Here is a 15,606-nt window from a genome sequence, read left to right on the forward strand (position 1 = left end):
AGACAATACTTACACACAACACTATTAATACTTTATTGATCATTATTATTATCTCTATGTTTTTAATGTTAATGATCTTAACAAAAAATTATAGCTTTGTGAATATTTTCACATTTACTTACAATAATACAATCTTATTCAAATTATTGAAAATAAAAGTTATTTTAAAAATATCATTAAAAACCCTAATAAATACTAAACTTTTACATTGAAAAGTAACTTTATTTAATAAGAGCTTATTTTAGTTATTTTTAATATTATCTTTTTATCGGTTTTAACTCTTAAGTTATTTTAAAGATAGAGCATAGACAAATGTGTATACGGCTTGAAATTTGTTTTTATTTGCTAAGCTTTAAATTAAATAAAAGGAGCTATTTTCGTTAATGTACTTTTCTTTAAAATTGTTTCTTTAGCGACTAATTTTCTATGTTTCATGTTTAGCTTTCAAAATAAAAATTCATCTCAATGAAATCTTCATCTTATTTAAAAATATTTTTCTTCATTAATGCTATTGGTTGATTAGCAAAATTATGTCCAAGTTTTATCGTTCTATAAATCGCACCAAGCTTTCCATTTTCAGAGATTTATTCCCATAAACGCTACGATAAAATGCACTTAGATAAAAAATTAAATCAGGAGAATACATCATGTTTGATATGCGTTTATCTCACGAGCGTGGTGCAGCACATCATGGTTGGTTACAATCAAAACATAGCTTTTCATTTGCTAACTATTGGGATCCTAAACAAGTCGGTTTTTCAGACCTACTTGTAATTAATGATGATAACGTTGCTCCATCTAAAGGCTTTGGTACCCATCCTCATCGTAATATGGAAATTATTTCCTATGTGCTTGAAGGTGCATTAGAGCATAAAGACTCGATGGGTACAGGCTCTGTGATTGTGCCTGGTGACATTCAGCTGATGAGTGCAGGTCGTGGTGTTGCTCATAGTGAATTTAACCATTCAGCTCAAGAAGGCGTTCATTTCTTGCAAATTTGGGTTGTTCCAAATGAAGTGAATACAGAGCCGGGCTATCAACAAGTCCATATTGATGAAGCAGACAAACGCGGTAAATTGCATTTGATCATTTCACCGAAAGGTGGTGAAAAAACTTTGTCGATCAAACAAGACATTAATATTTACTCAGGTCTTTTTGATGGTGAAGAAACTGCTGAATTTGTGATTCCTGACGGTCGATATGTTTACCTACATGTTGCTAAAGGTCGTGTCGATGTAAATGGTAAAACCTTTAACACTGGCGATGCGGCACGTATTCGTGAAGGTAGCAGCTTATCGTTTACCAATGGTGATCATGCCGAAATTTTGATTTTCGATATGCGCCCAGAAGAAGTTCCAACCATGCCATAAGATCAATCAAGCCCTCATATAAACTTTTATGTGGGGGCTTTTTATCGTTACTTGGACTTATAAGAATTCTATCTCTGCTCAATGCTCTTCTGAACGCGCCATCTCTGTATTGATATAGCTCATAATCATAGTCGTTAATCCCTGTACCATTTCGTCAAAACTAATATAAGGGTTTGGCAAAATAAGATGCCGCGCGACGTTAAAAATTCCACTATTAATACAGATATAGGTAATTACAGGCAAATTATTGATTTTTAAGTATTTAGGATTATGCATCATATATTTCATGATGACTTCCATTAAAGCCTGTTCAATTTTGGGAATATATTTGTCGTACTGTAACTCTCCTGCATAGCGCAAAACAGTCAAATAGCGGTCGTTATTTTTCTTTAATAAATCACTAAAAGTATAAAAAATCATTTCAATAACAGGTTCTAACTCCAACTGTAAAATCGTCGGTGTAAGCTCTGTAATCATGTCCAGAATTTCCCGAACAAAAAAGTGATTCATCGCATCATAAATTTCTTCTTTATTTTTAAAATATTCGTATAAAGACCCGACACTCACCCCTGCAATCTCTGCAATATGACGTGTTGTAGTACCACTCGGCCCATGAAGTGCCACTACAATAAAACCTGCTTCAATAATCGTGTCGACAGTGACTTTGGCTCGAGTTTGACGAGGTTTACGCGTAGTCATACGATCTAATTAATAATCCGAACATAAAGTCAGATTAGCATGTAATTTGACTCGTTAGAAATAAAAAAACAAAATCCGAATAGTTGTCAAACTTAAGTGGAAAAGTTCAGAAAATTAGAGCTTAATCTCTCAATTAATACATAGTTTAATTTATTAATTTCTGAGAAAAACAAAAATTTAAATTATTATTTTTCAACTATATAAAACCAAATTAATTAAAAAATTTATTGCAATAAATGTTTCTAAAATACTTTTAGATATTTAAGAAGTTACCCGAATTGAATCCGAACATAATGTCAGATTAATATGAAAAAATTAAAGAAGACTCATTAAGTAGCTCTTGTCTATATCGGCTCTTCTTTCCGTTATTCAGCCAAATAATCAAACAAATAACGGAGCAACAACACCGTAGTCAATGCAGAGAATCATCTGTTTTTGAAAATGGAAATTTATAGTGCTTTGTTGATCATTGAGTTTATTGATTTTCATCAAAATGCACCACTACTTTGCCTCAGGGTGTAGCCATGATCTCGACCGCAGTTAAAAAATCATTCAAAAAACTTACATTTCAGCGTGAAATTGAGTTACCCGATTTTGCTAGCAAAAGTTCAATTCCAATTCGTCATTTAAATATTGGTTTTGATGGTAAGGAAATTGATGTTAGATTCTATATGGACAACCAATTTGCTACTTTGTTTTTTGCCACACTTTCGGTGTTTTTAACCTATGGTGAAGATCTAGTGATTGAAACCGCTCGTCATCACCGCGAATTTATTAAAGATCCAATTTTAAAACAGCGCGTTACTTCGCTGATTGGCCAAGAGGCAATTCATTCAAAATTGCACAATGAATATAACGATGCCCTTCAAGATGCCGAATATCCTGTTGCGCTCTATCGTTTTCTTGGCTCGAACTTCTTTAAATATGTTTTCTTAAAGTTTCCACAACCACTCAAATTATCAATGATGGCGGGTATTGAGCATTTTACGGCTGTACTTGCTGAATACATGATGAAGCATGAAAAGAACTTCTATTATTCAGATGATGCAAAAAGCCGTGCGTTGTGGATGTGGCACATGCTTGAAGAATCTGAACATAAAGATATTGCCTACGATGTCTATCAACTTTTAAATGGTAGCTATCCACTGCGCGCATCTGGTTTCTTCCTTGCGCTATTTACCATTTTAGGTTTAATCCCAGCCACTACGTTATTTGTGCCAGTATTAAGAAAGCCGCAAGAGATGCTGACTTTAAAATTCTGGAAAGATGCTCGCCGCGGTGTAGGCTTAATCTTTGGTCCAAAAGATGGGGTTTTCGGTAGTACGATTGGTCAAATTCTTGACTACTTACGTCCAGACTTTCATCCGAATGATCATGATACAACTGAATATCTTGAGTATTACAAAAAGAAATTGCTGACCGAAGGCGGTGCAATAGCTCCTTACTTTGTTAAAGAATTTACCCCACCAGTACGCATGTCTTAATCGTCCTGCATTTCCAGCTATCAAATAGATAGCTGGTATCTCTTCAAGCTATTTATGGATGAATCATGATTTTATTTGGCAAAAAGAAAGTTAAACCAAGCCAAAAAGCTTATGCCGTAGTGACGGGTGCAGGCAGTGGGATTGGTAGAAGTTTTGCAGTTGAACTGGCAAAACGTGGTGGCAACGTAGTGTGTGCAGATATTAATCTGGAAGCTGCTGAAGAAACCGTAAAGTTAATTGAACAGTTAGGACAAAAAGCATTTGCTGTAAAATGTGATGTGGGGCAAGCAGAACAAGTTCAGGCTTTGGCTGATCAAGCAGAACAGTTACTTGATCATCCAGTAACACTCATCATTAATAATGCGGGTGTAGGTTTAGGTGGTAAATTTGATGAACTCAGTCTAGAAGACTGGAACTGGGTCATGAATATTAACCTTTGGGGTGTCATTCACGGTTGTCATGCCTTTGTTCCAAAGTTTAAAAAGTTAGGTTACGGCGCGATTATTAATGTGGCATCTGCGGCATCGTATACGGCTGCACCAGAAATGACTGCTTATAACGTGACTAAAGCGGGTGTACGCGCGCTTTCAGAAACGCTTTCTGCTGAACTGTGTAAGTTTAATATTAAAGTGAATGTACTCTGCCCAACACTGGTACCCACCAATATCATTAAAAATGGTCGAATTCCTGGACGCTATTCAAAGCTTGCAGACCATGCACTCATGAACTATGCCTTAACGACAAGTGATGATGTTGCAAGATTAACGCTTAATCGCCTTGATCAAGATGAGCTTTATACCATTCCTCAAATTGATGCGAAGTTATTCTGGCTCATGAAACGTGCATCTCCAAGCTTGTATACCAAGTTCCTTGGTACATCGTACAAATTATTTAAATAAGAAATTTATAGGTAGTACACATATGACTGCGCAAATGAAAACAAATGCTTCAGCAAAAAAAGCTGTCAAATCACCAAGCCATATTTTCGATACTTTTATTGTGGGTGCGGGCATTTCAGGGATCGCTGCTGCCATTCGCCTAGATCAAGTTGGTTATACCAATTATAAGATTATTGAAAAAGCTAGCCGCGTGGGCGGAACATGGCGTGAAAATACCTACCCAGGTTGTGGATGTGATGTACCTTCTGCTCTTTATTCTTACTCATTTGCACCAAGTGCAAAATGGAGCCATTTATTTGCACGCCAACCAGAAATCTTAAGTTATCTGGAAGATGTGAGTAACGAATTTAATGTTACCTCTAAAATCGAATTTAATAATGAATTGCTGAATGCGGCATGGGATGACTCACGTCACGTGTGGGTATTGGATACCACAACTGGTCAATATTTGTCTAAAACCGTTATTTTTGCCACAGGTCCAATTACCGAAGCTCAAATTCCACGTCTTGAAGGCTTAGAAACATTTAAAGGTGAAATGTTCCATTCAGCAAAATGGAATCATGATTACGACCTAACTGGTAAACGCATTGCCGTGATTGGTACTGGTGCATCTGCTATTCAGTTTGTGCCACAAATTCAACCAAAAGCGAAAGAGCTTTTTGTATTCCAACGTACAGCACCTTGGGTACTACCAAAACCAGATACCGATTTGGGCGAGTTTAGTAAATCAGTCATTGCTAAATATCCGGCTATTCAGGCGAGCTGGCGTAAAAGTGTAGCGTTAACGCTAAATGCAATTAACTTTGGTTTACGTAACCCACTTGCACTAAAACCAGTAAATGTTTTGGGTAAGCAATTACTTAAATTGCAAATTAATGACCCTGTGCTACGTAAAAACGTAACGCCAAACTTTGATATTGGTTGTAAACGTATTTTGTTTGCTAACAATTACTACCCTGCGCTACAAGCACCAAACACCACCCTGATTCCTCATGGCTTAGTTAAAGTTGAAGGCAATACGGTGGTTGCTGCTAATGGTGAACGCCATGAAGTTGATGTGATTATTTGGGGTACAGGCTTTGAAGTATCTCACCCGCCAATTGGTAAACGTGTCCATAATGAAAAAGGTCAATGTTTACAAGATATATGGAAAGATAGCTCACCAGAGGCTTACTTGGGTACCAACATTGAAAATGTACCAAATGCATTTTTAGTTTTGGGCCCTAACGTATTGGTCTATGACTCTTTCATTGGTCTAGCAGAAGCGCAGTTAGACTATATCGTAGATGGCTTATTGAAAATTAAAAACAAAGGAATTAGCAAATTAAATGTTAAATCTGATGTGGTTAAAAAGCATAACGATTTAGTGCAAAAGCACTTGCAAACGACCGTATTTAATAGCGGCGGATGTAAGAGTTACTACCTTGATGCAAACGGACGTAACTTTGCCGCATGGCCTTGGTCATTGAAAAAGCTGAAACAACGTTTGAAAAAAGTAGATTTGAAAGATTATGAAGTGACGTATCAGACGACAAAGACTCACTAATTTGTAATTTCAATCAAATCAGTTGTAAGAAACAGGCAGTGTATTTTTGACTTTCATGAAATACACTGCCTTCTTCGTTGAATATCTTCAAGAAATAAAAAAACAGGATAAAGATGAAAGAAGGTCAATCAAGTCGTACCGCCGAGGCTGCTGCTGCATTACGGGCCAATCATTTTCAAAATACACAGAACCCTGTATTTTCAGATCCTTATGCTTTTGAACTAACCAGTAAAGGCTGGAAAAAACTTCTCTCTAGCTCACTTATTGTTAAAGTCATGAATTCTAAGGTTTTAAACCGTACTTTAGGTCTACTTACTGGACAAGTGGTCGGACGCTCTCGTTATGCCGAAGATTTACTTGATCTAGCAGTTCAACAGAACACTCAACAATATGTATTGGTGGGTGCTGGCCTAGACTCTTTTGCACTACGTGAATCACACCATTACCCTACTTTGAAAATTTTTGAAGTGGACCATCCTGATACTCAAGCTGCCAAACAGGCCAAGCTAAAAAAACTAGGAAATATTCCTGCTACCGTTGAGTTTGTAGCGATTAACTTTGAAAAAGAGTCTATTTCGGAAGCTTTGACTAGAAGCCTCTATGAGCCAAACGCTCCTGCATTTTTTTCGTGGTTAGGCACAACACACTATTTAAACCCTCAAACCACTTTGCAAACTTTAAAGAGTATTGCTGAATTTGCTGCAAACGGTAGTGAAGTTGTACTCGACTATTCGACTGATTTTCAGGAATTAAACGGTATTGAGCGACTTGGAAGCATGGGTGTTGCACAATTTACCTATTTGCTGAAAGAACCTTTATTAGGTCAATTTAAACCAAAAGATTTACATCAAGCCGTGGAGCAGATGGGATTTGAAGTAGTCGAAGATCTTTCAGGTGAAGCCATTACTGAACGATATTTTAATGCGCGAATTGATGAAATTCGCCACACTTCAGCAACGCGTTTATTACATTTGCGTTTAGCAAAATAAAATATGTTGATTATTGATTGTTTAAGCGCATGGCATGAGGTGTTTTTCCATGCCATCTTTTATAAGCATGAATAAAACTGGCTGTTTCTGCATAACCCAACCACTCGGCAATCTGCTCAACCGAAACTTTTGGTAATGCCAAATACTGCTCAGCTAGAACTTGCCTGACCTCTTCACGAATTTGAATAAAAGTCATTCCCTCTAATGCCAAATGACGGCGTAGGGTACGCGCATTTAAATGCAATCGATCAGCAACTATTTCCATAGAAGGCATTTCCCCTCGCACATTCATAAGTTGCTGTTGCACTAAGGTTGTAAATTTATTTTGTGATTGGCGTTTCTCTAATATTTGACGGCACTGTTCTTCGGCTGTATGTAAAATCAAATCATTTGCCATAAGTAGCTTTTGATCTACTTTTTGCGGATCAAGAATTACAAAGCTTTTAGCTGCATCAAATTCTGGCATCACACCAAATAAGTTCTGATAAGGCTCGCCATCACCTTTGAGTTGGAAAGAAAAAGCCAAATACTGGCAAAAATTGTCCTGCACCAAATCTCGCTGTACCGTAATGAGTGCAGCGGCATCGCGTTCAATAATGAATTGACGCACTGATAAGGGAATATCTTGCTCATCAATTTCGATGCGAACTCCCTGTGATGTATCAGATACATCAAAGCGGGTAAAAGCAAAGGTTAAAGTAAAATAGGTTAAAGCCAAATCCAGTGCTTCACGAATGCTAGCACTACTCATCAGAGCCATACCTAATGGCCCAAATGTGGTGAAATGATAGCGTATGCCCACTTCTAAGCCTAATGTCGGTCTGCCTCCTAGTTGCTCAACCAAGTTATGAATCAGCTGTAATTCCTGATGGCCTGTCACCACCATATTAGGGTCAAGTAATTGTTGTTGGCTAAGTCCAGTCCCTTTTAAAATCGTTTGATAAGAAACGCCTGATTCAACCGCGAAATCAGCCATTAACCGAACACTATGTACACTGCGTTCAAAAGCCCATGCATACTTCACTGTATTGCTCAGAATGTCCTCGAATCACAATATTTTGTCCTCATCCATCCTCTAAATCAAGCAAATAAACGTCTATTCTGCATACAGGAAATTGCGATTTTTTCGCTCACTGTTTTTAAGGATTTAGAGCAGCCCATGTTTAATTCGTCGTCTAATTCAAATAAAAATGTACGCATCGCCATTATTGGCACTGGTTTTGGTGGTCTAGGACTTGCCATTCGTCTCAAACAAGCAGGTTTTGAACAATTTACGCTCTTTGAAAAAGCTGCTGATGTCGGCGGTGTATGGCGTGACAATACTTACCCTGGTGCTGCATGTGATGTACCTTCTCATCTGTATTCTTTTTCTTTTGAACAAGAGCTGGGCTGGAAAAATCGCTACGGAACATCTCAAGAGATTTATCAATATTTACGCCACTGTGCCGACAAATATGATATTCGTCCGCATGTTCAATTTAATACTGAAATTGCCAGTGCCGAATTTGATGCTCTACAGGGCGTATGGCACATTCAAAGTACGACTGGTGAACAGTTTGAAGCTGAATTTTTAGTCGGTGCGGTGGGTCAGCTTAACCGCCCTGCCTATCCAAAACTTAAAGGTATTGAAAACTTTAAAGGTAAAGCATTCCACTCAGCGCGTTGGGATCATGACTATGACTTAACTGGCAAACGTGTTGCGGTAATCGGTACAGGTGCAAGCGCAATTCAGTTCGTACCTGAAATTGCAAAACAGGTTGCCCATCTCGATGTTTACCAACGCTCTGCACCCTACGTGATTCCTAAACCAGATCGGGTTTACCAACCTTTAGAGAAAAAGGCTTTCCGTAAATTGCCAATTTTGCAAAGTCTGGATCGAGCTTTGCAATATGGTCATCATGAAATTCGCCTACTGGCCTTTACTACTTCACTCAATGAAATGCCTTTGGTGGAATATTTATTCCAGCGTCACATTCGTAAAGTCGTCAAAGATGGGAAGTTACGCCATCGTTTAATGCCGGATTATCCAATTGGCTGTAAGCGTATTTTAATCTCTAACCATTGGTATGAAACGCTGACCCAACCTCATGTCGATGTGATTAATAAAGGCATTCAAGAGATTACCGAAAACGGTATTTTAGATACGGAAGGAAATCTGCGTGAAGTCGATACCATTATTTACGGGACAGGCTTTGCCGCAACTGAATTTATGGCGCCAATGCAGATTACAGGTCTTGATGGCCGCACCTTAAAAGACACATGGAAAGATGGTGCAGAAGCTTATCTTGGCTTAACTGTGAGCGGCTTTCCAAACTTCTTTATGTTGTATGGACCAAACACTAATCTTGGGCACAACTCAATCGTCTATATGATTGAAAGCCAAGTGAATTATATTTTAGATGCTATTCAGACAACCCTACAAAACAAACTTTTGTTCACCAATGTTCGTGCAGAAGTTCAACATGAGTTTAATCAAAGCATTCAAGAAAAAATGAAAAAAACTGTCTGGGCGCAAGGTTGTACCAGTTGGTATCAGACTGCGGATGGTAAAAATACCAATAACTGGCCAGGTTTTACTCTTGAATATCGTCAACGTACTCGTCGCTTCGATGTTGAAAACTACACTCAGGTTTCAGCTATTTCTTAAACAAGCTTCACCATAGGAAATGAGAAAAATAAACGGAGAATTTTATGAAGTCTTTTAAAAATAAAGTCGCAGCTGTGACAGGTGCAGGTTCTGGAATTGGACAAGCACTTGCCATTGCACTCGCCAAACAAGGCTGCCATCTGGCACTTTCCGATATCAGTGAAGCTGGATTAGCCAAAACAGTCGAGCTGTTAGCACCCTATACTATCAAAGTGACTACTCAAAAAGTTGATGTCGCTAAACGTGATGAGGTTGCAACTTGGGCAAAAGCTGTTGTAGATGAACATGGTCAAGTTAATTTAATTTTTAACAATGCGGGTGTCGCAATTGGTAGCACGGCTGAAGGTGTGAGCTATGAAGATCTTGAATGGCTCATAGGGATTAATTTTTGGGGCGTAGTTTATGGCACCAAAGAATTTTTACCTTACTTAAAGCAAAGTGGTGATGGGCATATTATTAATATTTCCAGTATGTTTGGCTTAACAGCTCAACCGACTCAAAGTGCTTATAATGCTAGTAAATTTGCCGTTCGTGGCTTTACTGAATCATTGCGCCAAGAACTCGATCTACAAAATGCTGGAGTGAGTGCGACCTGTGTGCATCCGGGTGGTATTCGTACCAATATTGCCAAAGCTGCCCGCATGAATAATAGTGTCCAGTCTTTAGGAATGGATCCTTTAAAAAGTCAGGATGCTTTTGATAAATTACTTCGCACCCCCGCTGACGATGCAGCTCAACAAATTTTAGAAGCTGTTCGTAAAGACCGTCGCCGCTTACTGATCGGAGCCGATGCGAAAGCCGTTGATGTCATTCAACGTATTCTTCCACAGGGTTACCAAAAGATTTTTGCAACTGCGACGGCATTGCAAACTCGTCTACTCAATAAATCAGCAAAATAAAAATAGTGGTCAGCATACGCTTAATTTTGAGAGGTGCTGACTGATATTAGGCTTAGTATGAGTCCTTATTATGAAGCAGCTTCTTGCATGGACTATTCGTACCACGCTACGTCCAGCTTTATCCCCTAAAACACCATTAAAGCTTCAGCGTTTTTGTAGCGATGCAGCCAGTGCTATTGTGCTTGGTCCACGTGGCTATAAAACAAAAAAGCAAACCATCGCTCAAGTACCGACAGTCCATATTCAGCCTAAAACGACTAAATCAGGGCTCGGTATCTTGTATTTACATGGTGGTGGCTATGTAGTTGGCAGCTCAAAAAGTCACACTAAACTTGCTGCTCAAATCGGACACGCAGCTCAGGCACAAGTTTGGTTACCTGAATATCGCCTAGCCCCAGAACACGCAAGTCCTGCTGCTATTGAAGATGTCATTGCAGTCTATAAAGCTTTACTTGCTCAAGGACAAGCCCCAGAAAAACTCGTGATCGCTGGCGACTCTGCTGGCGGCGGACTGAGTTTAAGTACTGCAATTGCGATAAAGAATGCAGGGTTACCCTTGCCAGCGGCTTTAGTTTTACTTTCACCTTGGGTTGACTTAAGCCTTTCTGGAAGCACAATGAAAACTCATACTGCTCAAGATGCAATGCTTTCAGAAGATTGGTTAGCTTGGTGTGCAAAAAACTACTGCGGCCAAAAATCGCTAATCGATCCAACTTGTTCTCCACTCTATGCAGATTTAAGTGGATTACCGCCTATTTTGATTCATGTCGGTACCGAAGAAGTTTTATTAGACGATGCAAAACGGCTCGCTGAACAAACCGAAGAATACGGCATTCCGACGAACTTGAAGGTTTATGACCGAGTCGGACATGTTTTTCAGTTCCACGCGGGTATACTAAATGAATCTAATGACTCGATTGAGCGCATTGGGCAATTCATTGATAAACATACACAGTCAATATAAAAATATCGCCAGAGAGGAGTCCTCGGCATGACAACAAACAATTATGACTATGATTACCTCATTATTGGTTCAGGCTTTGGTGGTAGTGTTTCTGCTTGCCGTCTAACCGAAAAAGGCTATTCAGTTGCTGTAATGGAAATGGGGCGACGTTGGGAAGCTAAAGATTTTGCTAAAAACAACTGGAATACAAAACGCTGGATTTGGCGCCCAGGCATGAAACTTTTCGGTTATTTCAACATGCGTTTTTTTCGCCATGTCACCATTATTTGCGGGAACGCTGTAGGTGGTGGCTCAATTACCTATGCAAACACCCTACTGGTTCCACCTGAACATATCTGGGATGAAGGTACATGGGCAGATGCAGCGGACTGGAAAAATGAAATGCCACAGCACTATGCTGAAGCAGAACGTATGCTTGGGGTGACGGATAATAAAATCTTCGGTCCAGCCGACCATATGCTCAAAAAAATGGGCGATGCAGTGGGTGTTGGGCATACGTTTAAACCGACTCGTGTTGCAACGTTTTTTCCCCCCGAAGGTGAACAAGGTGGCAAGACCTACCCTGACCCGTATTTTAACGGCGAAGGTCCAGACCGCGGAACCTGTACCGCATGTGGCGGCTGTATGACGGGTTGTAAACACAACGCAAAAAATACCTTAGATAAAAATTATTTGTACTTTGCTGAAAAAAATGGTGCCAAGGTTTATGAAGAAACCAAAGTTGTTGACGTTAAACCACTCAATGGTAAAGCCGATGGCAGCGATGGCTATGAAGTCACTACCGAATGCTCAAGCTCATGGTTTAACAAACAGCGTCGTACATGGCATGTTCGTAACGTAATTTTTTCGGCATCGTCTTTGGGCACGCAAGAGATGTTGTTCCGCTTAAAGCAGTCCGGTTCTCTGCCAAATATTTCTGATGATTTGGGTAATCGGGTTCGTACTAATGCCGAGTCGATTTTAGGTGTTCGCTTTTTTGGTAAAGATGTCGACATGAGTAAAGGTGTTGCCATTGGTTCAAGTATTTACATTGACCATGACACTCACATTGAAGCGACCCGCTACCAAACTGGTTCAGATGCCATGGGTCTTATGTGCACTTATATGGCTAAAGGCAAACCGGGTTGGACACGTATCTTCTTTTGGTTATGGGCACTTATCTGTCATCCATTTATTTTCCTTCGCATGAGTAATCCTGTCAGTTTTGCGCGTCAGACCTTAATTTTCTTGGTGATGCAAACAGCTGATGCCTCAATTAACATGCGCTTGAAACGTAATTGGTTCTGGCCTTTTGGTAAGGTGTTATCGAGCGAAGGTAAAAAGCTACCGGTTTATATTCCGCAAGCCAATGCATTTACCGAAAAAGTTGCCAAAATGTTTAATGGTCACCCAATGACGACCATTACCGAAATTTTGTTTAACGTGCCTTTTACAGCCCACTGTATGGGTGGTTGTGCAATTGCTTCCAGTCCAGAGCGTGGCGTGGTAGATGGACAAAACCGTGTCTTTAACTATAAAAACTTATATGTTGTAGATGGCTCAATGTTAGGTGCAAATTTGGGGGTTAATCCAAGTCTCACCATTACAGCTCTTGCAGAACGTGCAATGTCTTATATTCCAGCTAAACATACTTTGGATGATCAACAAGGTCATATAGCAGAGGCAGAAACCGTAGAGATCATTAAAGCTTCTGCTTAATTTAGAATTTTGTTTTATAAAAAAAGCCTATTTTAGAATAGGCTTTTTCTTTCGCTTTTTAAATTACATCGCCACGGCTTTAGCACGAGCTGCATGCAATTTTTTATAGCTCTCGATCAGACGTAAATGACGATCAAGTCCTTCTAGTTTCATGCTTGTTGGTGTTAAACCATAGAAACGAACGCTACCATCGACAGAACCTAGTACCGCGTCCATTCGTGTATCACCAAACATACGGCGGAAATTAGTCAGGTAGTCTTCGAGCTCTAATTCTTCATCTAACATCACTTCAAGCACCACATTCATGCACTGATAGAACAAGCCACGCTCAACGGTGTTGGTGTTATATTGCAAGTAAGTTTCGACTAACTCTTTTGCTTCTTCAAATTGTTGTAAAGCAACATAAATCAGCAATTTCAGCTCTAAGATTGTTAGCTGCCCCCAAACTGTATTGTCATCAAACTCGATGCCAATGAGTGTGGTGATTTCAGTGTAATCATCTAGCTCACATTCTTCTAAGCGCTCAACCAACGCTTCGAGTTGTTCATCATCCAAACGATGCAGATTTAAAATATCTTCACGGAATGAAAGTGCTTTATTGGTATTGTCCCAAATCAAATCTTCAACGAGATAAATTTCTGAATAATCCGGTACCAAAATACGGCAAGCGGTCGCACCTAAGTGCTCATAGACTGCCATATACACTTCTTTGCCCATCTCTTCGAGAATACCGAACAATGTTGCAGCTTCTTCTGCATTCGACTCTTCGCCTTCACCAGAAAAATCCCATTCAACAAAGTCATAGTCAGATTTAGAACTAAAGAAGCGCCAAGATACCAAACCACTTGAGTCAATAAAGTGCTCAACAAAGTTGTTCGGCTCAGTGACCGCATTACTTTGGAAAGTCGGTTGAGGTAAATCATTTAAGCCTTCAAAACTACGGCCTTGAAGTAATTCAGTCAGACTACGTTCCAACGCAACTTCAAAACTTGGATGCGCACCGAAAGATGCAAACACTCCACCCGTACGTGGGTTCATTAAAGTTACACACATTACAGGGAACTGACCGCCTAACGATGCATCTTTCACTAATACAGGGAAACCTTGCTCTTCTAAACCTTTAATACCAGCAACAATACTTGGGTATTTCGCTAATACGTCTTCAGGAACATCCGGCAGCGCAATTTCACCTTCTAAAATTTCACGTTTAACAGCACGTTCAAAAATTTCTGACAGGCATTGAACTTGGGCTTCTGCCAAAGTGTTGCCTGCACTCATACCATTACTTAAGTACAAATTTTCAATTAAATTTGATGGGAAATAGACAACTTCACCGTCAGACTGGCGCACAAAAGGTAGTGAGCAAATGCCACGCTCTACGTTGCCTGAGTTGGTGTCATATAAATGTGTGCCCAATAACTCATCATCTGGGTTGTAAATCTCAAGACAGTATTCATCTAAGATTTCTTTAGGTAATTCACCATTTGGACCCGGTTTAAACCATTTTTCATCTGGATAATGCACAAATTCAGCATTGGCAATTTCTTCACCCCAGAACTGGTCATTATAGAAGAAGTTACAGTTTAAACGCTCAATAAACTCGCCTAATGCAGAAGCTAAAGCACTTTCTTTAGTTGCACCTTTACCATTGGTAAAGCACATCGGAGATTGTGCATCACGAATGTGTAATGACCATACATTTGGGACAATATTACGCCAAGACGCGATTTCGATCTTCATGCCCAAATTTGCCAAAATAGCTGACATATTGGCAATGGTTTCTTCTAATGGCAGGTCTTTACCTTGAATATAAGTATGGCTTTCTGAAGTTAAGCTTGGTAATAACAATGCTTGTGCATCTGCATCGATGCTTTCAACTTCTTCAATAATAAATTCGGGACCCGTTTGAATCACTTTTTTAACAGTACAACGGTCAATCGAACGTAAAATCCCTTGGCGATCTTTCTCTGAAATATCAGCTGGTAATTCAATTTGAATTTTAAAGGTTTGCTTATAGCGGTTTTCAGGATCAACAATATTATTTTGCGATAAACGAATATTATCGGTTGGGATATCTCGAGCGGCACAATACACTTTTACAAAGTACGCTGCGCACAATGCTGACGATGCTAAAAAGTAGTCAAATGGGCCCGGTGCCGAACCGTCACCCTTGTAGCGAATTGGTTGATCGGCAATTACCGTAAAGTCATCGAACTTAGCTTCCTGTCGAAGATTGTCGAGATAATTAACCTTGATTTCCATGCTGGCACCTAAATATTTTTATGTGTCAGCACAGACACATAAAATTCTAAATATTGAAAAATAAGCCGAATCACAGCGAAGAAATTGACTTAAAAAAATGAGAGATTAAAGCCATGTGTTTAATGAACGACTCAATTGGCTTTAATAAG

12 protein-coding genes are annotated in these 15,606 nt (G+C 39.4%); 9 read left to right on the plus strand and 3 right to left on the minus strand.

Annotated elements, in window-relative coordinates:
• The first annotated feature begins 647 nt into the window (after window positions 1-647).
• Entirely contained in the window at window positions 648-1,370 is a 723-nt protein-coding gene (locus AWW73_RS05480) for a pirin family protein (protein ID WP_062849002.1), read from the plus strand.
• Window positions 1,371-1,448: 78 nt separating this feature from the next.
• Here AWW73_RS05480 and AWW73_RS05485 read toward each other — a convergent pair whose 3' ends face one another.
• Window positions 1,449-2,069, minus strand: coding sequence for a TetR/AcrR family transcriptional regulator (locus AWW73_RS05485; RefSeq protein ID WP_062849003.1), 621 nt, complete (start codon window positions 2,067-2,069; stop codon window positions 1,449-1,451).
• Between the two features lie 524 nt (window positions 2,070-2,593).
• On the opposite strand from AWW73_RS05485, the gene AWW73_RS05490 reads away from it, so the two are divergent.
• The 4 genes from AWW73_RS05490 (at window position 2,594) to AWW73_RS05505 (ending at window position 6,987) form a co-directional block, all read left to right on the plus strand.
• Complete coding sequence (locus tag AWW73_RS05490) at window positions 2,594-3,553, plus strand: metal-dependent hydrolase (RefSeq protein WP_016141779.1); 960 nt, start codon at window positions 2,594-2,596, stop codon at window positions 3,551-3,553.
• Between the two features lie 65 nt (window positions 3,554-3,618).
• On the plus strand, window positions 3,619-4,452 hold the full coding sequence (locus AWW73_RS05495) for an SDR family NAD(P)-dependent oxidoreductase (protein WP_062849004.1): 834 nt from the start codon (window positions 3,619-3,621) through the stop codon (window positions 4,450-4,452).
• Window positions 4,453-4,474: 22 nt separating this feature from the next.
• Window positions 4,475-5,998: a flavin-containing monooxygenase gene (locus AWW73_RS05500; protein WP_061874757.1), complete on the plus strand. Its 1,524-nt coding sequence runs from the start codon at window positions 4,475-4,477 to the stop codon at window positions 5,996-5,998.
• Between the two features lie 113 nt (window positions 5,999-6,111).
• Window positions 6,112-6,987: a class I SAM-dependent methyltransferase gene (locus tag AWW73_RS05505; protein WP_062849005.1), complete on the plus strand. Its 876-nt coding sequence runs from the start codon at window positions 6,112-6,114 to the stop codon at window positions 6,985-6,987.
• A gap of 10 nt (window positions 6,988-6,997) precedes the next feature.
• On the opposite strand, the gene AWW73_RS05510 is transcribed toward AWW73_RS05505, so the two are convergent.
• Complete coding sequence (locus AWW73_RS05510; protein ID WP_081409506.1) at window positions 6,998-8,011, minus strand: AraC family transcriptional regulator; 1,014 nt, start codon at window positions 8,009-8,011, stop codon at window positions 6,998-7,000.
• A gap of 135 nt (window positions 8,012-8,146) precedes the next feature.
• Between AWW73_RS05510 and AWW73_RS05515 the strand changes: the two genes are divergently transcribed.
• From AWW73_RS05515 to AWW73_RS05530, 4 genes are all read left to right on the plus strand, one after another.
• Complete coding sequence (locus AWW73_RS05515) at window positions 8,147-9,634, plus strand: flavin-containing monooxygenase (RefSeq protein ID WP_062849007.1); 1,488 nt, start codon at window positions 8,147-8,149, stop codon at window positions 9,632-9,634.
• A 44-nt stretch (window positions 9,635-9,678) separates the two neighbouring features.
• On the plus strand, window positions 9,679-10,533 hold the full coding sequence (locus AWW73_RS05520; RefSeq protein WP_062849008.1) for an SDR family NAD(P)-dependent oxidoreductase: 855 nt from the start codon (window positions 9,679-9,681) through the stop codon (window positions 10,531-10,533).
• 70 nt (window positions 10,534-10,603) lie between these two features.
• Window positions 10,604-11,497: an alpha/beta hydrolase gene (locus tag AWW73_RS05525; protein WP_062849009.1), complete on the plus strand. Its 894-nt coding sequence runs from the start codon at window positions 10,604-10,606 to the stop codon at window positions 11,495-11,497.
• A 27-nt stretch (window positions 11,498-11,524) separates the two neighbouring features.
• The gene (locus tag AWW73_RS05530) at window positions 11,525-13,195 is read left to right on the plus strand and encodes a GMC family oxidoreductase (protein ID WP_062849010.1); all 1,671 of its coding nucleotides are present in this window, start codon (window positions 11,525-11,527) and stop codon (window positions 13,193-13,195) included.
• Between the two features lie 63 nt (window positions 13,196-13,258).
• Here the strand turns inward: AWW73_RS05530 and AWW73_RS05535 are convergent, their stop codons facing one another.
• Window positions 13,259-15,457, minus strand: a complete 2,199-nt coding sequence (locus tag AWW73_RS05535; RefSeq protein ID WP_062849011.1) for an OsmC domain/YcaO domain-containing protein — start codon at window positions 15,455-15,457, stop codon at window positions 13,259-13,261.
• Window positions 15,458-15,606 lie beyond the last annotated feature (149 nt).

This window comes from Acinetobacter lactucae (genome assembly GCF_001605885.1).
Lineage (GTDB): Bacteria > Pseudomonadota > Gammaproteobacteria > Pseudomonadales > Moraxellaceae > Acinetobacter > Acinetobacter lactucae.